We start from the raw sequence: 24246 nt of genomic DNA on the forward strand, positions 1-24246 counted from the left end.
ACTATATTTTGACGCGGATTTTAGTCGACAATTTCTTTCTGAGAAAGAAAAAAATCACGCTTAATGAGGTGAAAATTACTAATACAGGCAAAAAAGTGGGGAATAGGAGAGAACGGGGGATTAGTCCCGTTCTGATAGCCAATCTACGATAGCAGGTGCTACTTGGGTTTGTGATTTCCCAGAAACGAAAACACCGATGTGCCCACCTTTTACTTCCAGCTCTGTGTAATCATTGGTTTTTACATGCTCGGCTAATGCTGTAGAGGCTTTAGGTGGTACTAAATGATCGAAGCTGCCAAATACATTGAGGACTGGTTGCTTGATGTTGCCTAGGTTGACTTGTTTATCGCCGATCATCGCTTCACCTTTTATCAACTTGTTTTGCTGAAAAAACTGAGTAATAAATTGGCGGAAGGCCTCGCCTGCTTGATCAGGGCTATCGTAAATCCACTTTTCCATTCGTAAAAAGCTTAGGGCGCTTTCACGATTTTCTAACTGGTTAGGCATACCCAAGTTTTTCTGTACGCCTAAACGCATCGGCATTAACGAATTATAGGAATCATTCAGCATGCTGCCTGGAATATTGCCATAGGTTTCAACGGCTAGATCAGCGTCAACATATTTTGCTAAATGATAGAGAAGGTTATCTTCGGTCTGAAAATCGACCGGTGTCACCATAGTGATCAAGTTTTTGATCTTCTCTGGATTTAAAGCTGTATAGCACAGGCTAAATGTGCCGCCTTGGCATATGCCTAGAAGGTTAGTTTGATCGGAGCCTGCGTGTTCGCATGTAGCTGCTACACAGTTATTGAGGTACTCATTGATGTAATCATCAAGATCAAGATACCGATCAGCAGCATCTGGATAGCCCCAATCGATTAGGTAAACATCTAACCCCAGCTCTAATAGACGCTGAAGCATTGAGCGTTTGGCTTCTAGGTCAATCATGTAAGGGCGATTAACCAGTGCATAACAGATCAATAGTGGGGTAGAGCAACGCTTCTCACCCTGGCTTTGGTAGTAGCGTAAACGAAGTTTATCTTCTGTATAAATTACGTCATAAGGCGTGGAGTCGACATCAACTTCTTTTAGCTGCGAAAGCGTATTGTAGCTTTTGAGAAGCTTGCGATTAAATTCAAAAAGTTCCTGAGAGACAACACTAGGGTCAAGATTAAAGCCGTTCATCATTTAGTCCCCTTAGCTTGTTTTTTCAAAGCGGTGACTTCTTTCTTAAGAGCTGAGATCTCTTTCTTCAGTTCGGAGATCAGGTCGGCAGTTGCTTGTTCTTTTAATGCCGTTATCTCTTGCTGCATTGCAAGCATTTCTCGGCGATTAACACGCATTTCTTTGCGTAGCTGATGCTGTCTCTGTAAGGCTGTGTCTAGGCCTTTTCTAGTCGCTAAACCCACCGATTGAAAATGCACATCTCGAACATCTTGAGCAAACTTCCGCATCTGCATTAATGCATTACTAATGCGGCCATGAGAGCGTTGGTAATCGTCGGTGAAAACTGTGTCTGAGTACGCTGATTCATAGGCATCTACCCAGATATCATGAAGTTGTTGCAGTGTTGATACCTCATCACCCGCATCCGTCAGCTTATTAAGCATCTGTGTTGATGCGTTCTGATTGATAGAACTGTAATGCTCAATATACTCTTGCAGTGCTTCTTGATATTCAATGGTTAGCTTTGTCGCTTCTCGTATTTGTTGCTGAGTTTCGCGGTTTGTACCAATGATAGGAGTTTCTAAAAGGCTCTTCATACCACTGGAAAATGGGTTTTCGAAGAGAAGGTCGTCGCGAAAGCTGTGGGTCTTAAATAAAGAAGCGAACTGTTCTGGCAGCTGCCATTGTTGCATCAGTGCATCGGCAGTCTGCTTTTGCATGTACTTCTGAAACTCATGTACTGCTTGATTGAGGTGTTGTTCTCCACCGTTGCGGTACTGGTTTAATAGCTCTTCGCCGTATTGAGTAAAATTCTTAGATTGAGCGCCGAGGATGTCGAGCATTTGAGCAAATTGCTCAGGCGCTTCTTGTTTGAGCGTTTCTTGGCTTTTGCTAAAAAGCTCCGCCCATTCCTGTGGTTGAGGCATTTCTGCACCGGAAGTGATTTTTTTCCAATACTCTTTCTGGGCATCTAACAAGGCTTCGATTGATAAGCCGTTATTTTCCATCAGCCAACTCTCCGATTTTTACTCGATGAAAACTATCTTATTACAACTGGCTTTTGCTTACATCCGCTTATCGCTCATTCCTAAGCATTTCTACTAAATAGTTTGCGGCGTTCGATAAGGTGCGATTGCGGTGGTAGATAATCCCAAGATTTCGATGAACGGGTTCTGAATCTGTTACATCAAGGACACATAAATCATCATTTACTAAACTATCGGGCAAGAGGCTCCAGCCGAGGCCAATGCTGACCATCATTCGAATTGTATCGAGGTAGTTTGTCGACATGCTTACATTCAGTTCGAGTGAGTGCTGCTGGAATAGTTTTTCTACTAGGCTTCGAGTAAATGTATTGCTGCCGGGCAAAATTGCGTTGACCTGATTGAGCTGCTCAAGACTGATCGTATTGCAATCTGCTAATGGGTGATCTTTCGCTACGACATATCTAAGTACATCATCCCAGATAATCTCCGAATGAATAGAAGCATCGGGCTCAGGAGACAAAGTGATTAATGCGAGTTCTAGGTCGCCTTTAAGGACGCCCTCATAGGCGATCTCTGATTCGGCAAATTCAAGATCGAGTTCTACCTTTGGGCAGGCTTCAGCATACTGCTTTAATAAAGGCGGTAGTCTGTGCAAGCTAATATGGTGGCTTGCTGCCAGTTTGAAATTACCTGTGATTTCGCCTGCATTCAGATTGCTAATGAGCCTTTTTGCATCATCCAATTGCAGCAGAATATCTTTAGCTCTAGGTAATAGGGCGGTGCCTGCTTCCGTCATTGTCACGGTGCGGCCAATCCGATCAAACAGTTTACTGTTCAACTGGTCCTCTAATAATGCCACGCGCTTGCTGATAGCTGATTGGGTAAGAAAGAGTTGGTCTGCAGCCTTGGAAAATGAACCTGTAGCAGCTACAGCCAAGAATGCTTGCAGTGTATTGGTATCCATAAATTTCTTTCCTGTAACTCTTTCTTTAATACAGTAACCTTCCGAATTGTTATTGTATTCCTATTTGGAATCTAAAGCATAAAAAATATGAATTTGTGTTGTAGCTAAGTGTGCACTAGGATTGCTGCATAAATTAGTTGGCTCAGCAGTTTTGGAAGTGTTGAGCGAATGAAAAGAATAAAGTGAGGTGAGCTTCCATGGCTGGTAAAACGTTATATGACAAGTTGTTCGAATCGCACTTGGTTCGCACAAATGATGACGGCAGTTCTTTGATTTATATCGACCGTCAGGTTCTGCACGAAGTAACTTCTCCGCAGGCTTTTGAAGGTCTTCGTATGGCTGGTCGTCAGCCTTGGCGTATCGATGCAAACATCGCGACTCCAGATCACAACGTACCTACAACTGAGCGTTCTGGTGGTGTTGATCAGATTGTTGACCCTGTTTCTAAAATTCAGGTGAAAACGCTGGATAGCAACTGTGATGAGTTTGGTATTTTAGAATTTAAAATGAACGATCAGCGTCAAGGTATTGTTCACGTAATGGCGCCAGAACAGGGTGCAATTCTTCCTGGTGTGACAGCTGTTTGTGGTGATTCTCATACAGCAACGCTGGGTGCTCTAGGTGCGCTTGCACATGGTGTTGGTACATCTGAAGTTGAGCATGTGTTGGCAACTCAGTGCCTGATCACTAAGAAAATGAAAAACATGCTGGTGCGCGTTGATGGCGAACTAGGCCTTGGTGTAACGCCGAAAGATGTTGTGTTGCATGTGATTGGTGTGATCGGTACTGCAGGCGGAACGGGTTATGCGATTGAGTTTGGAGGCGATGTTTTCCGTAACATGTCTATGGAAGGTCGTATGACCGTTTGTAACATGGCAATTGAAGCAGGCGCTCGTGTTGGTTTGGTTTCTGTTGATCGGATTACGCTGGATTACGTTGAAGGCCGTCCATTTGCGCCTAAAGGTGAGCATTGGGATATGGCAGTTGCAGCATGGAAAGATCTAGTGTCTGACGATGATGCTGAGTTCGACGAAGTGGTTGTTATTAACGGCGCTGATATTGAACCTCAGGTGACTTGGGGTACATCTCCAGAGATGGTTGTTGGTGTATCTGCTCAAGTACCTAACCCAGCTAACGAAACGGATCAGGTTAAGATTGATGGCATCAATCGTGCACTTGAATACATGGGTTTGAATGCTGATCAGAATATTACTGATATCAAACTTGATCGTGTATTTATCGGTTCTTGCACAAACTCCCGTATTGAAGATCTACGTGACGCTGCGAAAGTAGTTGAAGGTCGTAAAGTGGCTGACAACATCATTCAAGCGTTGGTGGTACCGGGATCTGGTTTGGTAAAAGAGCAAGCTGAGAAAGAAGGCTTGGATAAGATCTTTACTGCTGCAGGTTTAGAATGGCGTGAGCCTGGTTGTTCTATGTGTTTGGCCATGAATCCAGATAAATTGGGTAATGGTGAACACTGTGCATCTACTTCTAACCGTAACTTCGAAGGTCGTCAGGGCTTCGGTGGTCGTACTCATCTGGTAAGTCCTGCTATGGCTGCAGCTGCTGCAGTAACGGGTCACTTTATCGATGTACGTGAGTTGATTAAGTAAGGTATCAGGAGAGCGACATGAACAAATTTACTTTGCACACAGGTATCGCAGCTCCATTGGATCGTGCCAATGTTGATACCGACATGATTATTCCAAAGCAGTTTTTGAAATCCATCAAACGTTCTGGTTTCGGTAAGAACTTGTTTGATGAACTGCGCTATCTAGATGAAGGTCAGCCAGACCAAGAGTGTACGGGGCGTCCATTAAACGAGGAGTTCGTTTTGAACTTGCCGCGTTATAAAGGCACAAGCGTTCTGTTGGCACGTGAAAACTTCGGTTGCGGTTCTAGTCGTGAGCACGCGCCTTGGGCTTTAGATGATTTTGGTATTCGCTCTGTTATCGCGCCAAGCTTTGCTGAGATTTTCTATAACAACTGCTTCAAGAATGGTTTGTTGCCAATCATTTTGAGTGAAGAACAGGTTGATCAGTTATTTAAAGAGGTAGCCGCAACTGAAGGTTATGAGCTAACCGTTGATCTAGAGAATCAGATTGTTAAGACGCCTTCTGGTGAAGAGATGGTTTTTGAGATTGATGATTTCCGTAAGCACTGCTTGCTAAATGGTTTAGACGATATTGGTCTTACATTGCAGCATGCGGATGATATTAAGGCTTATGAAGATAAACGCCGTCAGTCTGCTCCTTGGTTGTTTGATGCAATCAAGTAATCGAATTTAAGAATTAGATAAAGCCTCTGTATGAGGCAATCGGGAAGGTTATAAGAATGTCTAAAAATGTTTTGATTTTGCCGGGTGACGGCATCGGTCCTGAGATTGTTACAGAAGCGCGCCGCGTTTTGGAGCTAGTTAACGAGCAAGACAATCTAGGTCTTGAGTTCAGCGAAGCTGACGTTGGTGGTGCTGCAATTGATGCTGCTGGCGTACCTCTGCCAGAAGCAACTCTTGAAGCTGCGAAAGCATCTGATGCGATCCTTCTGGGTGCTGTAGGTGGTCCTAAGTGGGATACGAATCCTGATTTCCAGATTCGTCCAGAAAAAGGTCTGTTGGGTATCCGTTCTCAGCTAGAGCTGTTTGGTAACTTGCGTCCTGCAATTCTTTATCCGCAGCTTGCTCACGCATCTACCTTAAAGCCAGAGGTTGTATCTGGTTTGGATATTTTGATCGTTCGTGAATTGACGGGTGGTATCTACTTCGGTCAACCACGTGGTATCCGTGAGAAAGAGGGTGGTGTTCGCGAAGGCTATAACACTTACGTTTACGATGAGAATGAGATCCGTCGTATTGGTCGTGTTGCATTTGAAGCGGCAATGGCTCGTGACAAGCGTCTATGTTCTGTAGACAAAGCTAACGTGCTAGAAGTAACTGTGCTATGGCGTGAAATTATGGATGATCTTGCAAAAGAATATCCGGAAGTTGAACTAAGCCACATGTACGTAGATAACGCTGCGATGCAGTTGGTGCGTGCGCCTAAACAGTTTGATGTTGTAGTAACAGGGAACATGTTTGGCGATATCTTGTCTGATGCTGCTGCAATGTTGACGGGTTCCATTGGCATGTTGCCATCTGCATCTCTAGATGAAAATGGTAAAGGTATGTATGAACCGTGCCACGGTTCAGCACCTGATATTGCAGGCCAAGGCCTTGCAAACCCATTGGCGACTATTTTGTCTGCTGCAATGATGCTTCGTTACTCTCTAGATGCGGGTGAAGCTGCAGATCGTATCGAAGCGGCAGTAAGTAAGGTTCTAGATCAGAATCTACGTACAGCTGACATCATGTCAGACGGTATGACTAAAGTGTCTACTTCTGAGATGGGCGATGCAGTGGTTGCTGCTCTGCAATAAATAATAGAAAAATAGTCGTAATCTACTGATGTCTCGGTAGATTGCGATAGTCTCAAATGCAGAAATAATGCATAATTGAGCAACTCTGATGCGTTCGGAGTATACGAAAGCTGGTATCGATGGCGGTACCGGCTTTGTTGTTTATATTTGATTATTTGGTGAATTTAATGAAACGTGTAGGTTTTGTTGGCTGGCGTGGAATGGTGGGTTCCGTGCTTATGCAACGCATGATGGAAGAACGTGATTTCGATCATATCGAAGAACCGGTCTTCTTCACCACATCCCAGGTAGGTCAGGCTGGTCCAGATATTGGTAAAGATATTCCAGCGCTGAAAGATGCGACATCTATTGAAGATCTAAAACAGATGGATGCCATTATTTCCTGTCAGGGCGGTGACTACACGAAACAGGTTTACGCTGACCTTCGTGCTGCTGGTTGGGAAGGTTACTGGATCGATGCTGCATCTTCTCTACGTATGGATGACAGTGCGATCATCGTGCTTGATCCGGTAAACATGAATGTGATCAAAGACGGTCTTTCTAACGGCATCAAAACTTTCGTAGGTGGTAACTGCACAGTTTCACTGATGTTGATGGGCTTGGGTGGTCTATTTAATGCGGGTCAGATCGAGTGGATGACCTCTATGACATACCAGGCTGCATCAGGTGGCGGTGCGCGTCACATGCGTGAGCTGATCTCTCAGATGGGTATCATCAAAGAGTCTGTTGCTACAGATCTTGCTAACCCAGCGTCTGCTATCTTGGATATTGATCGTCAAGTTGCAGAAACTATTCGTGGCGATGCGATGCCTGTCGATAACTTTGGTGTGCCGCTAGCGGGTTCTTTGATCCCTTGGATCGATACTAAGCTGGATAATGGTCAGAGCCGTGAAGAGTGGAAGGCGTTTGCTGAAACTAACAAAATTCTAGGTTTGGGTGATAGTCCAATTCCGATTGATGGTACTTGTGTGCGTATCGGTGCAATGCGTTGCCATAGCCAAGCATTCACGATTAAGCTGAAGCAAAATGTTCCTATGGATGAAATCGAGTCAATGCTGGCAGAAGCAAATGACTGGGTTAAGGTTATTCCTAACGAGCGTGACATTACTGCGCAGGAACTTACACCAGCTAAAATTACAGGCACATTGAGTGTTCCTGTAGGTCGTCTTCGTAAGATGAATCTAGGTGATGAATACCTAAACGCGTTTAGCGTCGGTGACCAGTTATTATGGGGTGCGGCTGAACCGCTACGCCGAATGCTGAGAATTCTGTTAGAAGACTAATAAATCAGTCTTTAATTAAGAATATTAATCAGCCCGACTTAGTTCGGGCTGGTTTGCTTTTGGAGAAACGAAAGTGAGTCAAGGTTTTAATGTCGCTGTTGTTGGCGCAACAGGCATGGTAGGTGAGGCAATTCTGGAAATTCTAGAACAGCGTGAATTTCCTGTTGAGAATCTGTATTTGGTGGCAAGTGAGGACAGTGCCGGTAAGCAGATTCAGTTCAATGAGAAAAACTATAAAGTCGAAGCGATAGAAAATTTTGATTTTTCTCAGGCTCAAATTGCCTTTTTCACTGCTGGGGCAGCAGTTTCAGAAGAGTATGCGCAGATGGCTGCGGATCAGGGTTGTATCGTTATCGATAACACATCGTGTTTCCGTTACGACGATGATGTCCCGCTAGTAGTACCAGAGGTAAATCCTGAAGCAGTTGCTGAATATCCGAATAGAGGGATTATTGCCAATCCTAACTGTTCTACAATTCAGATGCTTTTAGCGGTTGCTCCAATTCATCGTCATGCTTCCGTTAAGCGTATCAATGTTGCAACTTATCAGGCGGTATCTGGTAGCGGTAAGAGTGGTGTAGAAGAGTTGGCAGGTCAGACTGCTAAGCTATTGAATGCGCAAACACCAGAGAATAAAGTTTATCCTAAGCAGATTGCGTTTAACGTGCTGCCGCAGATCGATGCTTTGCAAGATAACGGCTATACCCGCGAAGAGATGAAAATGGTTTGGGAGACGCAGAAAATCCTTGGTGATGAAGGTGTCATGGTCAACCCAACTTGCGTACGCGTCCCCGTTTTCTTTGGTCATAGCGCTGCAGTACATATCGAGTGCTGGGATCCAATTAGTGCTGAAGAAGTGCGAGAGTTGTTGGGGCATTCTTCTGGTGTGGAAGTAGTCGATAATCAGGAAGAGGGTGGTTATGCCACTGCTGTTACTGATGCGGCTAAAAACGATGAAGTGTTCATTAGTCGCATTCGCGAAGATATATCTTGTGAAAATGCTATAAATTTATGGGTGGTTGCCGATAATGTGCGTAAAGGTGCTGCTCTAAATAGCATTCAAATAGCTGAGGTTTTAATTCAACAGTATATTTAAATCGTTATTTTAAGAGGAAATACAAACAGTTGTTTGTATTTCCTTGACCCGTAAGTGGTTTATAAACAATACTGTGGAAGGATTTAGAATCGCAACCCTCTGAATTGCTCGGAGTTTTGAGGGTAGGGAAACAAGGAAACTGATGATGTTGCGAAAACTCGCCGTCAGCCTTGCAGTAGCAGGGATCATAAGTGCCTCCAACGCTAATGCGCTGGGTTTGGGCGAAATTAAAATTCACTCAGCATTGAATGAACCGTTAAATGCGGAAATTCAGTTGCTAGAGGTGAGAAAGTTAGGCCCCTTGCAGATTCAGCCAAGAATGGCGAATATTGACGAATTCGCTTTGGCTGGTTTAGAAAAGTCACGCTTTTTGACTGATGTGAGCTTTCAGGTAAAAGTTAATCCTGATGGTTCCGGTGTAATAACAATGCGCTCGGATAGGCCTGTCAAAGAGCCTTTCCTTAATTTCTTAGTAGAAGTTAACTGGCCTAGTGGTCGTTTAGTCCGTGAATATACTCTGCTACTAGATCCTCCGGTCTATGATCCTACTCCTGTCCGTAAAACTGTACAGCCGGCCAATGCACCAGCTTCTGCTGCTCCATTAGTGAATTCAAAATCTAGGACTTCAACTTTAAACAGTCCTAGAACAATGAAAACTGGCGCTTCACAAGTTTATGTTGATGTGAAAGATACTTTATGGGCAATAGCAATAAAGCATCGTCCTAGTTCAAGTATTCCTGTAAAGAAGATGATGATCGCTTTACAGAAGAAGAACCCCCAAGCATTTGTTAATGGCAACATTAATGTACTTAGAGCGGGAGTAGTATTGGATCTTCCAACTATGGAAGAAATCAATCAGCTGAATTCTAAAGAAGCAACCCGTGAGTTCGCACGTCAAACGTCTGAGTGGAAAAATAAAAGTAAAACGACTGCGCCTATGGAGGTTTCTCAAAAGAAGCCCGTGACAAGTTCTGTCGATGAGGTTCCAAAGCCTGATCCTACAGATGAGAAATCAGCAGAACTTAAAATTGTTACACCAAAAGATTCAATCGAACCTGAAGAAGGTGTAATAACTGACCAGTCTGAAGGCGAAAAAGCAGAAGGCGAAGAAAAAGATACGCAGACAAAGTCTGATGAAAAGCCTGAAGGTAGCGTGGATACAGAAAAGCAAGCCTTGTTAGACCGTAACCAAGAGCTTGAGGATAGATTAAGTCAGTCTTTAGAGAATGTAGATAAAATTACTCGCGATAATGCTGAGCTTAATGAAAAGTTAGATTCAATTCAGTATGAATTATCTAAATTACGGGAAATGCTTGAGCTAAAAGACCAGCAATTAGCTAATTTACAAAATAAAGTTGAAGCGGCAGAAGTTGCCGCCGCTCCACCTCCTGTACCTCCAGAAAAAAGCCTCATTGATAAAGTTCTACAGTCTCCTGCGACTTTTGGGGGTATTGGTGCTGCATTAATTGCATTGCTAGGTGCTTTATTCTTCTTCCTTCGTCGCGGTAAAAAGGATGAAGAAACTACAGAGGATGAAAATGCCCTAGTTCAAGTGCCGGAAGAGTTAGATGCTTCTGAAGAAGTGGAAACGGTAGAAGCACCGGAAGAGCAGCCGGAAACTGAAGAGGAAGCTAGTGATACCAAAGCAATTGATGAGGTTGAAGATCTAGATTTAGGATCAGAAGATGATCTTTTAGATGAAGCTGATTTGGATCTTACAGATGCTGATGACCTAGAAGATTTGGATGATATTGATGATTTAGATCTCGATATGGATTTGGATCTTGAGGAAGATGGAGCTGGGGATGCTCTTCAGACAGTGGAAGTGGACGAGCCTGACGATCTAGATGCGTTGTTAGAGGACGATGAGTTTGATTTGGGTCTTGATGACGATGATGTCGAAGAGGTTGAGTCGGCAGTAGAAGAGCCAGAAGCAGATGAGCTTGATGCAATTTTGGAAGAGCCTTCAGATCTAGATGATGCTGACGATGAGCTTGAAGTTGCGGATGCTGATGAGCCTGATGCTCTAGATGATATCTTGGGTGAAATTGACGAAATTGAACCTGAAGTCGATGACGCAGATCTTGATGCGGCGCTAGAAACTGATTCTACAGAAGATGGCGAAATTGATTTAGGCCTTGATGATGCGGACCTAGAATTCGATCTGGATGATGCTGCAGATGAGGTGGTTGAGGAAACTGCTGAAGACTCAGAGGAAGCTGTATCGGATGGTGATCTAGACTTTGTTGTTGATGAAGTGCCAGACCTTGTAACTGCTGAAGAAGTTGCTGATCATGAAGCGGAAGGCCCAGACTTAGAAGCTGATCTAGCTGTAGATATGGAAGTAGATACGGTTCCTGAAGAGCTTGATGAATCAGGCTTGGATGATCTGCTTGATTCAGTGTCTGATGAAGATATTCAAGAGCTTACCGATGCGGCTGAGCAAACAGAGACTGAAACTGAAGTTGATGAACTTGATGATCTACTAGCTGAGGTAGAGGAAGAGCCTACTGCTGAAGAAATTGTAGAAGATACTCAGACTGACGCTACAGATGATCTGGAGGCGCTGTTAGCTGAAGATCTGGATATGGGCGATCTAGAAGAGTCTGCCGGTGATTCTACTGATGTAGCTACAGAAAGCGATGTAACTGATGATGCGTTGGAAGCAATGCTCGCGGCGAATCCAGATCCTAGTGATATCGGTCTTCCGGGTCAACTTGAGACCCAAGACGAGTTGGATGGAGAGTCACTTGAGTCTGATGAAAGCTTTGATGAGTTACTTGCTCAGGTTGATGACGATATTGATCAGGCAATGGCTGCTGATCTTGAGATGGAAGAAGTTGAGGAGTCAGAGCTTGAGGTCAGTGAATCAGATGCTGCATCTGATGATCTAGATGCAATGCTGGATGACTTAGGCTCTGATCTTGATCTTACTGATGTAGCAGCGGGTGCCGCTGTTGGCGGAGCTGCGGCCGCAGCAGCAGTATCTTCTGATGATGAAGTTGTTCTGGAAGATGATGATTTGGAATCATCCATCTCTGATGATTTAGAAGCGGATTTAGATTCTGAGTTGGATGCGCTACTCAATAGTGAAGAGGGTGATATAGTACTGGAAGAAAGTGCTGTAGAAGAGGATGCCTCAGTGGATGAAGATTTTGACGAGCTGGCAGGGTTAAACCTGTTAGAGGGAGCAGATGAAGTAGAGACTAAGCTTGATCTAGCTCGTGCCTATATGGATATGGAAGACCTCGAAGGCGCTAAAGATATTCTGGAAGAGATTGTTGCCGAAGGCACTGATGACCAGAAAAAAGAAGCTGAAGCGTTGATTCAATCCATTAACGAAAAGTAGTATGTCAGAAAAAAGTTGTACTGAACTTAATAGTTCACCAGAAGGGGCGATTTCTATCGCCCCTTCTTATCGTTATGCCCTTTGTGTCGAATATTCTGGTGCCGCGTATCGTGGTTGGCAGATTCAGAAAGAGGGTGATGTGCCAAGCATTCAAGAGGAAGTGGAAAAAGCACTTTCTAAAATTGCAAATGCGCCTGTATCGGTTATTTGTGCCGGTAGAACTGATGCGCGGGTAAATGCAACCTATCAAATAATTCATTTTGATAGTCCGGTACAAAGAGAGGACCGAGCTTGGGTTTTAGGTACCAATACCAATCTTCCCGATGATATTGCTATCCAATGGGCTGTGCCTGTCTCGGATGAATTTCATGCGCGTTTTTCTGCTGTCGAACGTCGATATCGATACCTTATCTATTGCAACCCAGTTAAACCTGCCATTTTACCAAAAGGTATTACCTGGACTTACAAGCAGATGGATGTGGAACGGATGCAGGAAGCCGCAAACTATCTTATTGGCGAGCATGACTTTACCTCTTATCGCGCCGTAGGCTGTCAGGCGCATAGCCCCGTTCGTACGGTTAAACAGTTAGATGTTTACCAAAGCGGCCAACTGATAGTTTTGGATGTTCGCGCTAATGCATTTTTGCATCATATGATTCGAAACTTCGCCGGTGTATTGATGAGCGTTGGTTGTGGTGAGGCTGATCCTATATGGGCAAAAGAGGTTTTGGATGCTAAGGATCGCCGTCAGGGTGGTGTAACAGCGCCTCCTTATGGTCTTTATTTCGTCGATGCTAAGTATCCTGATGAATTTGATCTGCCTAAATCGCAAATAGGGCCTTTTTTCCTGTCATAGTTGACTGACTTAGTGGCCTTCTATCTGCTACTATTTGCAACCTGATATTTTCTAAGTGAACTGTATCTGTGAACCGAACGCGCGTTAAAATTTGTGGTATTACGAATATAGAGGATGCTTTAGCAGCAATTACTGCTGGAGCCGATTCTCTTGGCTTTGTTTTTTATGCGCCGAGTCCCCGTGCTGTAGAGATTGAACAAGCGGCAGAAATCATTGCAAAGCTTCCAGCGTTCGTCACAACTACTGCGCTCTTTGTTAATGCGGAGCGGGAATTCATTGATCGAGTTATCGAACAAACTCGTATAGATTTACTTCAATTTCATGGTGATGAAACTGAAGCGTTCTGTAGTAGTTTTAGCCGTCCGTACATAAAAGCTATTCGGATGAAGCCAGAACTGGATTTAACAGACGCCGTAGAACAATTCACTTCAGCGCAGGCTATTCTTCTGGACGCTTATCGTCCGGGTGTTCCAGGTGGAACTGGTGAAGCCTTCGACTGGGATCGTATTCCAACACCTCACCCAGCGACAATTATTCTTGCTGGTGGTCTTAACTGTGACAACGTAGCCGAGGCTGTTAAAACTGTTAAACCATATGCAATAGACGTGAGTGGTGGGGTAGAGAAGAGTAAAGGTATCAAAGATACCGACAAAATTAATAGATTTATAAATGAGGTAACCCGTGCCAACTAATATCGATCTTAAAGCACTTGCTCAGTTGCCCGATAGTAAAGGTCACTTTGGCCCTTACGGTGGTCGTTTCGTATCTGAAACTCTAATGGCTGCGCTTAAGCAGCTAGAAGAAACTTATGAGAAGTTGTGGCGAGATCCAGCGTTCCAGGAAGAGTTTGATCGTGATCTGGCACATTATGTTGGACGTCCTTCGCCTTTGTATCATGCGAAGCACCTATCCGAAAAAGTAGGTGGAGCTCAAATTTACCTGAAACGTGAAGACCTCAACCATACGGGGGCTCACAAGGTTAATAATACAATTGGTCAGGCGCTTCTGGCTAAATACACTGGCAAACCGCGTGTTATCGCTGAGACAGGTGCTGGTCAGCATGGCGTTGCTTCAGCAACCGTAGCTGCGCGTTTGGGACTTGAGTGTCAGGTATATATGGGGGCTGAAGATGTTCAGCGTCAGGCACTTAACGTTTATCGCATGAAGCTTCTTGGTGCAGAAGTTATTGCAGTTGAATCGGGTACTCGTACGCTTAAAGATGCCATGAATGAAGCGATGCGCGATTGGGTAACCAACGTTGATAATACCTTCTACATCATTGGTACTGCTGCAGGTCCACACCCTTACCCTAAGTTGGTTCGTGACTTCCAGTGTGTAATCGGTCGTGAAGCGCGTCAACAGTGCTTAGATCAAACGGGTCGTCTACCTGATGCATTGGTTGCTTGTGTTGGTGGCGGTTCAAACGCTATTGGTCTATTTCACCCATTTATCGAAGATGAGTCTGTGAAAATGTATGGTGTTGAAGCGGGTGGTTACGGTGTAGAAACGGGCCAGCATGCTGCGCCACTATCTGCAGGTAGTCCTGGTGTACTTCATGGTAACCGTACATATTTGATGTCTGACGAAGGTGGTCAGATCATTGGTACTCACTCTGTATCCGCTGGTCTTGATTACCCAGGCGTTGGTCCAGAGCATGCTTATCTAAAAGATACTGGTCGTGCGACTTATGTTGATGCGACAGATGATGAAGCTATGGATGCTTTCCGCGCACTAACTCGCGTCGAAGGTATCATGCCGGCAATTGAATCAAGCCATGCAGTTGCTTATGCAATGAAGCTGGCTAAAGAGATGGATAAGGATCAGACAATCGTTGTTAACTTGTCTGGTCGTGGTGATAAAGATATTCATACGGTCGCACAGATCGATGGCATCAATATCTGATTTGTGCGAGGAAAAGTAGAATGAGTCGTATTGCTGCAAGCTTTGCAAAGCTTAAATCTGAAGGCCGCAAAGCCCTAATCCCTTATGTAACAGCAGGCGATCCTGCACCGGAAGTTACAGTAGGTCTACTACACGCTATGGTTGAAGCGGGTGCTGATGTTATCGAATTGGGTATCCCATTTTCAGATCCAATGGCAGACGGTCCCGTTATTCAGCTTGCTTGTGAGCGTGCGTTGACGCACAACGTACGTTTGCTTGATGTACTAGAAATGGTAGCTGAGTTCCGTCAGAAAGATAATGAAACGCCAATCGTTTTAATGGGTTATCTTAACCCGATCGAAATTTTGGGTTACCAGCGCTTTGCTGAAGAAGCGAAGAAAGCCGGTGTTGATGGTGTATTAACCGTTGATCTTCCGCCTGAAGAATCAGGTGAGTTCAACCAGATCATGTGTGAGCATGATATTGATACTATTTACCTGTTGGCACCGACTACTGAAGAAGAGCGTATTAAATACGTTTGTGAGAACGGTAGTGGTTACCTGTACTACGTTTCAGTGAAAGGGGTTACAGGCTCCGCTTCACTTGATGTTCAGGCTGTAGCTGACAGACTAGACGTCGTTCGTAAATACACTGACATTCCTTTAGGTGTAGGTTTCGGCATCAAAGATGCTGAATCAGCTACTGCCGTGTCAAAAGTTGCGGATGGTGTTATTGTCGGCAGTGTTTTAGTTAATAAGATTGCATCTCTAGTAAAAGATCAGGGCAAAATTGCTCCTGAAGTAGCTGCAATTATCAAAGATATGCGTCAAGCAATGGACAGCTAATAAGGTTTTAAAATAATGAGTAACTGGCTGGAAAAAATTGTTCCTTCTCTTGTTCGTTCAGAGAAAAAGCGCTCGAATATTCCTGAGGGCTTGTGGAAAAAGTGCCCTAAGTGTGAATCCGTTCTTTACCGCCCTGAGTTGGAAAAGAACCTGAATGTTTGTCCTAAGTGCGACCACCATATGCGCCTTAACGCGCGTCGTCGTCTTGAATTGTTCTTAGATGAAGATAACCGTCAAGAGCTCGCTACAGATGTAGAGCCTATTGATCGTCTGAAGTTTAAAGACTCTAAGAAATATAAAGACCGTTTAAGTGCCGCCCAGAAAAGTACCGGCGAAAAAGATGCATTGATCGCTATGCGCGGCGAGCTAGAAGGTTTGCCTGTTGTAGCCGTTGCATTTGAATTCAGCTTCATGGGTGGTTCTATGGGTGCTGTTGTAGGTGAGCGTTTTGTTCGCGCTGCAAACATCGCTCTAGAAGAGAATATCCCACTGATCTGTTTCTCTGCATCCGGTGGTGCACGTATGCAGGAAGCGTTGTTCTCTCTATTCCAGATGGCGAAAACAAGTGCGATCCTAGAAAAACTTCGTCTACAAGGTACGCCATATATCTCTGTTCTGACAGACCCTGTATATGGTGGTGTATCTGCATCTCTAGCTATGTTGGGTGACTTGAACGTCGCTGAACCTAAAGCGCTTATGGGCTTTGCGGGACCTCGTGTAATCGAACAAACAGTTCGTGAAAAATTGCCTGAAGGTTTCCAGCGCAGTGAGTTCCTTCTAGAGCACGGCCAGGTTGATATGATTATTAACCGTGGTGAAATGCGCTCTCGTTTGTCTCGTATTTTGCGTAAGCTAACCAATCAAAGCCCGCTACCTCCTGTAGAAACAGTTGAGGGTGAGGTTGTTGTTGAGGAAGAGCCTGCAAAACCTGAAGCAGAGTAATAGCTCAAGGTAGTAAAAATGGCCGACGTGAAAACGCCGGCCTTTTTGGTTTCTGGTGATTGTTAAAAGTTGTTGGTCTTATGAATACCGCTAATCAAAAAATGAATCTTTCTGAATGGTTGTCTTGGATGGAACAATGCCATCCGTCTGAAATCGAGCTAGGCTTAGGACGTGTTAGCCAAGTTGCTGAAAAGCTAAAGATTGATCTGTCTGCATCAACCGTTGTCACTGTCGCAGGTACAAACGGAAAAGGTTCAACGATTAGTTACTTGAACAGTATCTACCAACAGTCTGGATACAGTGTTGGCTGCTACACATCTCCTCATTTTATCGACTATAACGAGCGAGTTAAGTTAAACGGCCAAAATTCGACTGACCAACAATTGTGCGATGCTTTCGAAAAAATTGACCAAGCACGCGGTCAGATACCGCTGACTTATTTCGAGTTTGGTACTCTAGCTGCCTTAGTTATTTTTTCTGAAACGAAACCGGATCTGGTTCTGCTGGAAGTAGGCTTGGGTGGCCGTTTAGATGCAGTAAACATTATTGATGCAGACATTAGTGCGGTCACTACCGTTTCGATTGATCATGTCGATTGGTTAGGTGATAACCGCGAAGTAATTGGTCGAGAGAAATCGGGTGTTTTTCGTGCTGCTAAGCCTGCCATCTGCGGTGATCTCAATCCTCCAAAGTCTGTTGCTATTTATGCTGATGAGATCGGTGCCGATCTACATCAATCAGGCGTTGATTTTACCTATGAAGAAAACGGCGAACTTTGGTGCTGGCAAGGAACGGATGCTCAAGGTCAGTCTAAATCGATTACTGACCTCAAACAGCCAGAGTTGCCAATTCAAAATGCAGCTACCGCAATTAAAATTGTTCAGCATATTCCGTTAGCGATTTCGGATGAGCAGATTAAAACAGGTATTCAGCAAGCAGCGCTAACAGGTCGTATGCAACATGTAGAACAAGACAATCTGCATTATTGGCTAGATGTTGCCCATAATCCTGAAGCTGCAGAACTGTTGAGTGATCGTATCCAAGGGTTGTCAGGCGATGTGTATCTTGTTTTGGGGATGTTAGCGGATAAAGATTGTCAGCAAGTTATAGATACTTTGTCACCTGTGGTAAAAGCTACCTATCTTTCTGACATCAATGTTCCGCGAGGGCAAAAGGCCGCTGAGTTAGCTGAGCTATTTCCTAATGAGGCCTCGGTTCAGGAATTTCCATCAGTTAAAGCGGCAATTGAAGCGGTTCGAATAGACACTAACCCAAATGACAATGTTATTATTGCTGGATCATTCTTTACCGTCAGTGATGCGTTGACGATTTTGGCAAGGAAATAGCTAATGCAGCAGAAAGTAAAATACCGCTTAGTAGGGTTTGCAGTGATTCTTCTCTCTGCTGCGGTGATCTTTCCTGTTTTTTTTGACGGTGCGGGTTATAAAGAGCGACACCTTCAGTCCGAAATTCCTCCAGGTCCCGAACGTCCTGAAATTGTTCGTATAGAACCACAAAATAAACCGTTGCCAGATACTTCTAAGCCCGCTGAACCAAAGCCACCAGTTGAGTTGCCTAAACCACCAAAACAGGTGAAGCAGGTAATCGAGAAGATTGAACAAGAGCAAAAGGTTGAGCTAGAAATTCATAAAGATCAGCCTGTACTTGACCAAGAAGGTGTTCCAGTGGCTTGGACGCTGCAGCTTGCTAGTTTTAAAGATGAAGCTAATGCTAAGAGCTTGCGTAAGCAACTCATCGGTGAAGGGCATAAAGTTTTTACGCGTAAACAGGGTGAATTGATTAAGGTTTATGTAGGGCCAGAGTTCCAAAAGAGCCGATTAGAGTCGCTTAAGTTATCACTTAAAAAAGATTTTGGATTGAATGGCATTATTGTTCGTTTTACTACGCAATAATAAAGCGTGAAGCGATCCCATAAACTCTGTTAAAATGCGCGCAATTTCTTACTGAGCTGTAAAGATGAACTGGGCTGACTGGACCATACTAAGCATCATTGCGATATCAAGCCTTATGAGCTTAAGGCGAGGCTTTGTTCGAGAAGCACTTTCCCTGATCACTTGGGTAACGGCTTTTATCGTTGCGCGCCTATTTTCGCAGTCACTGTCAGTTCTGTTAGAAGCTTATATTCAAACGCCGTCAGTACGTTTAGTCGCAGCGTTTGCTATCCTCTTTATAGCCACTCTTGTTGTTGGAGTCATGATCAATAAACTGATCGGTGCGCTCGTAGAAGCAACGGGGTTGTCTGCAACGGACCGTATTCTTGGAATCGGATTTGGTGCAGCACGAGGTGGTTTAATTATCGTGGCTATAGTCGCGCTGATTGGAATGAGCCCAGCGGTTGAAGATCGCTGGTTCAAGGAATCACAATTGATTCCACACTTTTTACTTATGGAAGCATGGACCAAAGAGACAGCGAGCGAAGTGGGTCGCTTGATCTGGAATGCGGGACGCTAAATTTTTCTTTTGTTAGTTTGCACTTTGAGGTGAGTTTTAATGTGCGGCATTGTTGGCATCGTAGCCAAATCTAATGTAAACCAGACTATTTTTGATGCTCTGACTGTTCTGCAACATCGTGGACAGGATGCAGCGGGCATGGTTACTTGTGAAGGTAACCGTTTCTTCTTACGCAAGGATAATGGCCTGGTAAACGAAGTATTTCGTACCCGCCATATGAAACGTCTGGTAGGTAACGTGGGCATCGGTCACGTTCGTTACCCTACGGCCGGTAGTTCTAGCTCGGCTGAAGCGCAGCCGTTCTATGTGAACTCTCCATACGGTATCGCGTTAGCTCATAACGGCAACCTGACAAATGCAGAAGATGTAGCTGAACAAATGTTCCGTGCTGATCTGCGTCATATCAACACAACATCTGATTCAGAAGTGTTGTTGAACGTATTTGCTCACGAACTGCAACGTCAGGGTAAACTGCAGCCGCAAGCTGAAGATATGTTTGAAGCGGTTCGCCGTGTTCACGAGCGTTGTAAAGGTGGTTATGCCGCTGTAGCAATGATTACGGGTTACGGCATGTTGGCGTTCCGTGATCCTCACGGCATTCGCCCGCTGACTTACGGTAAGCGCGAAACTGAAGAAGGTACTGAGTACATGGTAGCTTCTGAAAGTGTTGCTCTAGATATCTCTGGTTTCGAGCGTGTTCGTGATATCGAGCCGGGCGAAGCGATCTATATCGATATGGAAGGTAACGTTTCTACTAAGCTTTGTGCGGATAACACGCAGCTTGCGCCGTGCCTATTCGAATACGTATACCTAGCGCGCCCAGATTCGATCATCGATGATGTAAACGTACATATTTCTCGTATGCGTATGGGTAAAAAGCTTGCGGAGAAGGTTTTGCGTGAGCGCCCAGACCACGATATTGATGTGATTATCCCAATCCCAGATACAAGCCGTACCTCTGCTATGGAGATGGCTAAAGATTTGGGTGTTACGTTCCGTGAAGGTTTTATCAAAAACCGTTACATCGGTCGTACTTTCATCATGCCGGGTCAGACACAGCGTAAGAAGTCTGTTCGCCGTAAGCTGAACCCAATTGGTATGGAATTTAAAGATAAAGTTGTCATGTTGGTTGATGACTCTATCGTGCGTGGTACTACCTCTAGCCAGATTGTTCAGATGGCACGTGATGCTGGTGCTAAGAAAGTTTACTTTGCATCTGCTGCGCCAGCGGTTAAATACCCGAACGTTTACGGTATTGATATGCCAGCAGCGGAAGAGCTAATCGCTCATGGCCGCACAGATGATGAAGTGGGTGAAGAGATCGGTTGTGACTGGATGATCTACCAAGAGCTAGATGATCTTAAAGCATCTGTATCTGAAGGTAACCCAGAAATTACAGCGTTCGATACCTGTGTATTTGATGGTAAATACGTAGCGGGTGATATTGATGAGCAATATCTTGAGCGCTTAAAAGCTGCCCGTAATGACGACGCTAAAGGCAGTAATAACAAAAAGGTTGAGAGTAATGAATCCTCTAACCTTTGTAGCAAGATCGATTAAGGAGCAATAGTCGATGTCTATTTCTGATTACGAACGCGCTGAGCGTATCCAGTTCGAGCCTTCAGAAGGTTACGATCTGGAAACACTTGCTTTGCGTTCAGGTCAGCACCGCTCCCTTGAAGGGGAGCATAGTGACCCAATCTACCCGACATCAAGCTATGTCTTCTCAAGTGCGCGTGAAGCGGCTGCACGTTTTGGTGGTGAAGAGGAGGGTAACATCTACTCTCGCTTCACTAACCCAACTGTACAGTTTTTTGAAGAGCGTATCGCAGCACTAGAAGGCGGAGAAAGAGCAGTCGCAACAGCTTCTGGCATGGCGGCAATTCTTAGTACCTGCCTATCGTTAATGCAAAATGGCGATCATGTTGTTTGTTCGCGCAGTGTATTCGGTTCTACTGTATCTCTGTTTGATAAGTACCTGACACGTACAGGCATCAAAGTTTCTTATGTTGACCCAACTAATCTTGATAGCTGGGAATCAGCAATCACAGAAGAGACTAAGATGCTGTTCTTAGAGACACCGTCTAATCCGTTGTCTGAACTAACAGATGTTGCAGCCGTTGCCGAGATTGCGCATAAGTACGATGCATTGTTGGTCGTTGATAACTGCTTCTGCACACCGATGCTTCAGCAGCCATTGAAGCAAGGTGCAGACATCATTATTCACTCGGCGACTAAATACCTTGATGGCCAAGGTCGTTGTGTCGGTGGTGTGGTTGTCGGCAGCGATAAGCACATGGAAGAGGTGTTTGGTTTTATCCGTACTGGCGGCGCTTGCTTGAGCCCGTTCAATGCTTGGGTTTTCCTAAAAGGCTTAGAGACCCTTAAGTTGCGTATGGATGCTCACTGCAATAACGCTATGGAGATGGCGAAATGGCTAGAAGAACAAGATGGCATAGATCGTGTCTTCTACTCAGGCCTTCCAAGCCATCCGCAGCACGAGCTAGCTAAGAAGCAGCAAAAAGGTTTTGGTGGTGTGCTTTCCTTCGAAGTGAAAGGTGGTAAAGATGCCGCGTGGCGCTTTATTGATGCAACTAAGATGGTATCTATCACAGGAAACCTTGGTGATGTGAAAACAACAATCACACACCCAGCGACAACGACTCACGGTCGTATGACGCCAGAAGCACGTGCTGAAGCGGGCATTAAAGACAACTTGGTTCGTCTCTCTGTAGGTATCGAATCGATCGAAGATCTTAAAGCAGATATGCTTAGAGGTCTGACAGCGGTTTAATCGCTACAGTTAAGATCTAAAAAAGCGGCTTTCGGGCCGCTTTTTAGTGTCTCAAATAAAGTGTCTAGGTGCTTTTCTGACTCAAATTAATATCACCAATCTCCACATCTTTAGAGAGTGACATTATCATTTCTATCGAGGTGATGATATCTGAGATCGGGATAGGGGCATGATCAGGCATACGGCACTCTTTTATGTCCATCAGTACCTCCTCAGTGCCTACATTGCCGGGGTTTATCGCGGTAAAGCCAATACTTTCTTGTTTTAGCGCACTCCTAAGGCTTTGTATTGCTCCGCGAAGGCCAAACTTGCTTGCAGCATAAGCGACTTGCTCTGAACCTATATTTTCTAAACCTGAGTTGGCACCTAGATAGATTGCTCTTGGGTTAGTTGCGCGTGCTAGGTTTGGAGCGAGAGCTTTGGTGAGCTCGATGGGTGCAACAAGATTAACTTGCATGATTTGCTGCGTTTCTTCGTATTTTGTTTTTCTAAAGTCAAAGTCGTCGGTGAAGCCTTCATCCTCCCAAATTCCGCTGGAATAGATCAGGGTGTCTATAGGTTGCTCCCCTAGCTGAGCTGCAATCGTTTTTATTTCTTCTTCCACAGAAAGGTCTGCACGAATCCATTCGCAGTTTTTAGATGGGCTTCGAGATACACCTATAACGTTGTGGCCAGCGTCAGAAAAGTGCTTCGTTAGCTCTTCACCAATACCTCGGCTGCTACCAACAATCAAAATTGTCTTCATCAAATTGCCATCCATATATTGTTGTAGGGTATCTCGTTTATCGCTTAGTCTTGTAGCTGTTTAACTTTGATATAAATATTCATTTCGACAAAGCCGTCTTTCCGTGTATCGTTTAGATAGTGCGCAATAGGCGCTAAGTCATCGGGCTCAAAGCCGCTGTTAGGGAGCCAATGAGAGTAGAGCTCCATATAAAAATTACTTACTTTGTCACCGTCTCCTTTATAATAAGCAGAGGCATATTGACCGGACGGAATAGTTGCTACTTCAAATGGTTCACTCACCGGCGTGTCGTCTTCAATCTGAACGCAAGCATCGTAACGGCAATGCTCAGTCGGCGTGATCATAGGGTTATCATGGCAGATAGCAAAGCGTTGGTTTTCAAAATTTTGTAATTTCAGGCTTCTAGCCCAGTTATCCAGTTTATCCCAAGTTTCAAAAATGGCGGGAACGTCATATCCCTTTGGTGCTGTCAGATAAGCGATGCGTTTAGCCTTAAGTTCTTCAATGGTTACTTGCATGAGTATTTCCTCTAATTTGTCAGGATCAAACTTCACTTGGTCAGTGACAAATTGAGAGTACAGATCGCTTGGATTGAATTCTTTTCCATACTTGCTAGTTAGTTTTCCAATCTTGCTATCTTTGATTCCGCTTGGGTCCCTTATCTGGCTAGGGGTGATACCGAAGTAATTTTTAAATGTTTTTGAAAAGTTAGCACTCGAAGAGAAACCGCCTGCGTTGGCTGCCTCGGTAATGCTCATTTCCTTGTGGCAAATCAGTCGATTAGCAGAGGCTTCCATTCTTTTGCGGATGATAAAGTCATTAACGGTTTCACCTGTGAGGGCGTGAAATATACGGTGGAAATGAAAAGGGGAGAAGCAGCTAACTTGAGCAATCTTATCTAAATTCAATTGCTGCTCTAGGTTTGAGCAAATGTATGTGGTTGCTAGATTTATTCGGCGTAAATACTCTTTGTTCGCCTGATTCTTATTCATGTTTATTTTTCACTAATACCACTTGTTGCTTAGTTTCTACGTACCCTAGTTCTTGATAAAACTTGTGGGCTGATTTACGAATCGAATTAGCCCGAATGCGAATGCTATCCACTTGTTTCAATAACCAACATTCAGCTATTTTAACTAATCCTTTGCCTAAGCCATATCCACGGTGTTCTTTATCAACAACGAGGCTTACGATTTCACCATGAGCGCCTTCAGCTAAGCGAATATCTATAATGGCAGAGATACAGCCTACAATAGCGCCATTTAACTCAGCGATAAAAATCTCCCCGCTGGCCTTATGCACAGCTTTGATATTTGTAAGCAGAGATTGTTCTGAGTGGGTGTACCCTAATTGCTTCATCAGGGCGATTAAGGCCTGAAGATCCTTTTCTTGATATGTGCGATAGATAGGTTCCATCAATTGACTATATCACAGGTTTTCTTTGGTCAG

General features: G+C 44.5%; 22 protein-coding genes. 16 read left to right on the top strand and 6 right to left on the bottom strand.

All coding sequences use genetic code 11. The features are described from left to right. Window positions 1-120 precede the first annotated feature (120 nt). The 3 genes from phaC to ACMXYU_RS06455 all read right to left on the bottom strand — a co-directional run bounded on the left by phaC (window position 121) and on the right by ACMXYU_RS06455 (window position 3117). On the bottom strand, window positions 121-1188 hold the full coding sequence (gene phaC, locus ACMXYU_RS06445; RefSeq protein WP_415881591.1) for a class III poly(R)-hydroxyalkanoic acid synthase subunit PhaC: 1068 nt from the start codon (window positions 1186-1188) through the stop codon (window positions 121-123). Further along, window positions 1185-2174, bottom strand: a complete 990-nt coding sequence (locus ACMXYU_RS06450; RefSeq protein ID WP_415900772.1) for a poly(R)-hydroxyalkanoic acid synthase subunit PhaE — start codon at window positions 2172-2174, stop codon at window positions 1185-1187. The genes phaC and ACMXYU_RS06450 overlap by 4 nt, the downstream gene beginning before the upstream one ends. 67 nt (window positions 2175-2241) lie before the next feature. Further along, complete coding sequence (locus tag ACMXYU_RS06455) at window positions 2242-3117, bottom strand: LysR family transcriptional regulator (RefSeq protein ID WP_415900773.1); 876 nt, start codon at window positions 3115-3117, stop codon at window positions 2242-2244. A 197-nt stretch (window positions 3118-3314) separates the two neighbouring features. Here ACMXYU_RS06455 and leuC point away from each other — a divergent pair, with 197 nt between their 5' ends. The 16 genes from leuC (at window position 3315) to ACMXYU_RS06535 (ending at window position 22052) form a co-directional block, all read left to right on the top strand. Continuing rightward, window positions 3315-4733 carry a 3-isopropylmalate dehydratase large subunit gene (gene leuC, locus ACMXYU_RS06460; RefSeq protein WP_415900774.1) on the top strand — a complete coding sequence of 473 codons (1419 nt, stop codon included), beginning with the start codon at window positions 3315-3317 and terminating at the stop codon, window positions 4731-4733. A gap of 17 nt (window positions 4734-4750) precedes the next feature. Then, the gene (gene leuD, locus ACMXYU_RS06465) at window positions 4751-5398 is read left to right on the top strand and encodes a 3-isopropylmalate dehydratase small subunit (protein ID WP_415900775.1); all 648 of its coding nucleotides are present in this window, start codon (window positions 4751-4753) and stop codon (window positions 5396-5398) included. A gap of 56 nt (window positions 5399-5454) precedes the next feature. Beyond that, complete coding sequence (gene leuB / locus ACMXYU_RS06470; protein ID WP_415900776.1) at window positions 5455-6534, top strand: 3-isopropylmalate dehydrogenase; 1080 nt, start codon at window positions 5455-5457, stop codon at window positions 6532-6534. A 167-nt stretch (window positions 6535-6701) separates the two neighbouring features. Then, a complete protein-coding gene (gene asd / locus ACMXYU_RS06475; protein WP_415900777.1) occupies window positions 6702-7817 on the top strand; it encodes an aspartate-semialdehyde dehydrogenase in 1116 nt (371 codons plus the stop codon). Between the two features lie 73 nt (window positions 7818-7890). After that, a complete protein-coding gene (locus ACMXYU_RS06480) occupies window positions 7891-8913 on the top strand; it encodes an aspartate-semialdehyde dehydrogenase (protein WP_415900778.1) in 1023 nt (340 codons plus the stop codon). A gap of 142 nt (window positions 8914-9055) precedes the next feature. Next, on the top strand, window positions 9056-12262 hold the full coding sequence (locus ACMXYU_RS06485; protein ID WP_415900779.1) for a FimV/HubP family polar landmark protein: 3207 nt from the start codon (window positions 9056-9058) through the stop codon (window positions 12260-12262). A 1-nt stretch (window position 12263) separates the two neighbouring features. After that, complete coding sequence (gene truA / locus ACMXYU_RS06490; RefSeq protein WP_415900780.1) at window positions 12264-13118, top strand: tRNA pseudouridine(38-40) synthase TruA; 855 nt, start codon at window positions 12264-12266, stop codon at window positions 13116-13118. Window positions 13119-13186: 68 nt separating this feature from the next. Next, window positions 13187-13810, top strand: a complete 624-nt coding sequence (locus tag ACMXYU_RS06495; protein WP_415900782.1) for a phosphoribosylanthranilate isomerase — start codon at window positions 13187-13189, stop codon at window positions 13808-13810. After that, a complete protein-coding gene (gene trpB, locus ACMXYU_RS06500) occupies window positions 13800-15020 on the top strand; it encodes a tryptophan synthase subunit beta (protein WP_415881580.1) in 1221 nt (406 codons plus the stop codon). Before ACMXYU_RS06495 ends, trpB begins: the two co-directional genes overlap by 11 nt. A 20-nt stretch (window positions 15021-15040) precedes the next feature. Further along, window positions 15041-15844, top strand: a complete 804-nt coding sequence (gene trpA / locus ACMXYU_RS06505; protein WP_415900784.1) for a tryptophan synthase subunit alpha — start codon at window positions 15041-15043, stop codon at window positions 15842-15844. A gap of 15 nt (window positions 15845-15859) precedes the next feature. Further along, entirely contained in the window at window positions 15860-16786 is a 927-nt protein-coding gene (gene accD, locus ACMXYU_RS06510; RefSeq protein ID WP_415881578.1) for an acetyl-CoA carboxylase, carboxyltransferase subunit beta, read from the top strand. An 80-nt stretch (window positions 16787-16866) separates the two neighbouring features. Continuing rightward, the gene (gene folC / locus ACMXYU_RS06515; protein ID WP_415900785.1) at window positions 16867-18132 is read left to right on the top strand and encodes a bifunctional tetrahydrofolate synthase/dihydrofolate synthase; all 1266 of its coding nucleotides are present in this window, start codon (window positions 16867-16869) and stop codon (window positions 18130-18132) included. Between the two features lie 3 nt (window positions 18133-18135). Then, a complete protein-coding gene (locus tag ACMXYU_RS06520) occupies window positions 18136-18699 on the top strand; it encodes an SPOR domain-containing protein (RefSeq protein ID WP_415900786.1) in 564 nt (187 codons plus the stop codon). Window positions 18700-18763: 64 nt separating this feature from the next. Further along, complete coding sequence (locus ACMXYU_RS06525) at window positions 18764-19258, top strand: CvpA family protein (RefSeq protein WP_415881575.1); 495 nt, start codon at window positions 18764-18766, stop codon at window positions 19256-19258. Window positions 19259-19297: 39 nt separating this feature from the next. Further along, the gene (purF, locus tag ACMXYU_RS06530; protein ID WP_415891801.1) at window positions 19298-20818 is read left to right on the top strand and encodes an amidophosphoribosyltransferase; all 1521 of its coding nucleotides are present in this window, start codon (window positions 19298-19300) and stop codon (window positions 20816-20818) included. A 13-nt stretch (window positions 20819-20831) separates the two neighbouring features. After that, window positions 20832-22052, top strand: coding sequence for an O-succinylhomoserine sulfhydrylase (locus ACMXYU_RS06535; protein WP_415900788.1), 1221 nt, complete (start codon window positions 20832-20834; stop codon window positions 22050-22052). A 64-nt stretch (window positions 22053-22116) separates the two neighbouring features. On the opposite strand, the gene ACMXYU_RS06540 is transcribed toward ACMXYU_RS06535, so the two are convergent. From ACMXYU_RS06540 to ACMXYU_RS06550, 3 genes are read right to left on the bottom strand one after another with little or no spacing between them, the layout of a single operon-like run. Continuing rightward, the gene (locus ACMXYU_RS06540) at window positions 22117-22797 is read right to left on the bottom strand and encodes an SDR family NAD(P)-dependent oxidoreductase (protein ID WP_415900789.1); all 681 of its coding nucleotides are present in this window, start codon (window positions 22795-22797) and stop codon (window positions 22117-22119) included. A 44-nt stretch (window positions 22798-22841) separates the two neighbouring features. Further along, entirely contained in the window at window positions 22842-23789 is a 948-nt protein-coding gene (locus ACMXYU_RS06545; RefSeq protein ID WP_415900790.1) for an AraC family transcriptional regulator, read from the bottom strand. Then, window positions 23782-24213 (bottom strand): GNAT family N-acetyltransferase, encoded by a 432-nt coding sequence (locus tag ACMXYU_RS06550; protein WP_415900791.1) that lies wholly within the window; start codon window positions 24211-24213, stop codon window positions 23782-23784. The genes ACMXYU_RS06545 and ACMXYU_RS06550 overlap by 8 nt, the downstream gene beginning before the upstream one ends. Between the last annotated feature and the right edge of the window lie 33 nt (window positions 24214-24246).

The organism is Neptuniibacter sp. QD48_11 (assembly GCF_047778095.1).
Lineage (GTDB): Bacteria > Pseudomonadota > Gammaproteobacteria > Pseudomonadales > Balneatricaceae > Neptuniibacter.

Coding starts and splice junctions, on each gene's coding strand:
- leuB (WP_415900776.1), top strand. CDS start 5,455: ATGTCTAAAAATGTTTTGATTTTGCCGGGTGACGGCATCGGTCCTGAG.
- phaC (WP_415881591.1), bottom strand. CDS start 1,188: ATGATGAACGGCTTTAATCTTGACCCTAGTGTTGTCTCTCAGGAACTT.
- purF (WP_415891801.1), top strand. CDS start 19,298: ATGTGCGGCATTGTTGGCATCGTAGCCAAATCTAATGTAAACCAGACT.
- ACMXYU_RS06550 (WP_415900791.1), bottom strand. CDS start 24,213: ATGGAACCTATCTATCGCACATATCAAGAAAAGGATCTTCAGGCCTTA.
- accD (WP_415881578.1), top strand. CDS start 15,860: ATGAGTAACTGGCTGGAAAAAATTGTTCCTTCTCTTGTTCGTTCAGAG.
- leuC (WP_415900774.1), top strand. CDS start 3,315: ATGGCTGGTAAAACGTTATATGACAAGTTGTTCGAATCGCACTTGGTT.
- ACMXYU_RS06545 (WP_415900790.1), bottom strand. CDS start 23,789: ATGAATAAGAATCAGGCGAACAAAGAGTATTTACGCCGAATAAATCTA.
- ACMXYU_RS06535 (WP_415900788.1), top strand. CDS start 20,832: ATGTCTATTTCTGATTACGAACGCGCTGAGCGTATCCAGTTCGAGCCT.
- leuD (WP_415900775.1), top strand. CDS start 4,751: ATGAACAAATTTACTTTGCACACAGGTATCGCAGCTCCATTGGATCGT.
- asd (WP_415900777.1), top strand. CDS start 6,702: ATGAAACGTGTAGGTTTTGTTGGCTGGCGTGGAATGGTGGGTTCCGTG.
- ACMXYU_RS06525 (WP_415881575.1), top strand. CDS start 18,764: ATGAACTGGGCTGACTGGACCATACTAAGCATCATTGCGATATCAAGC.
- ACMXYU_RS06450 (WP_415900772.1), bottom strand. CDS start 2,174: ATGGAAAATAACGGCTTATCAATCGAAGCCTTGTTAGATGCCCAGAAA.
- truA (WP_415900780.1), top strand. CDS start 12,264: ATGTCAGAAAAAAGTTGTACTGAACTTAATAGTTCACCAGAAGGGGCG.
- folC (WP_415900785.1), top strand. CDS start 16,867: ATGAATACCGCTAATCAAAAAATGAATCTTTCTGAATGGTTGTCTTGG.
- ACMXYU_RS06455 (WP_415900773.1), bottom strand. CDS start 3,117: ATGGATACCAATACACTGCAAGCATTCTTGGCTGTAGCTGCTACAGGT.
- ACMXYU_RS06540 (WP_415900789.1), bottom strand. CDS start 22,797: ATGAAGACAATTTTGATTGTTGGTAGCAGCCGAGGTATTGGTGAAGAG.
- trpA (WP_415900784.1), top strand. CDS start 15,041: ATGAGTCGTATTGCTGCAAGCTTTGCAAAGCTTAAATCTGAAGGCCGC.
- ACMXYU_RS06485 (WP_415900779.1), top strand. CDS start 9,056: ATGATGTTGCGAAAACTCGCCGTCAGCCTTGCAGTAGCAGGGATCATA.
- ACMXYU_RS06520 (WP_415900786.1), top strand. CDS start 18,136: ATGCAGCAGAAAGTAAAATACCGCTTAGTAGGGTTTGCAGTGATTCTT.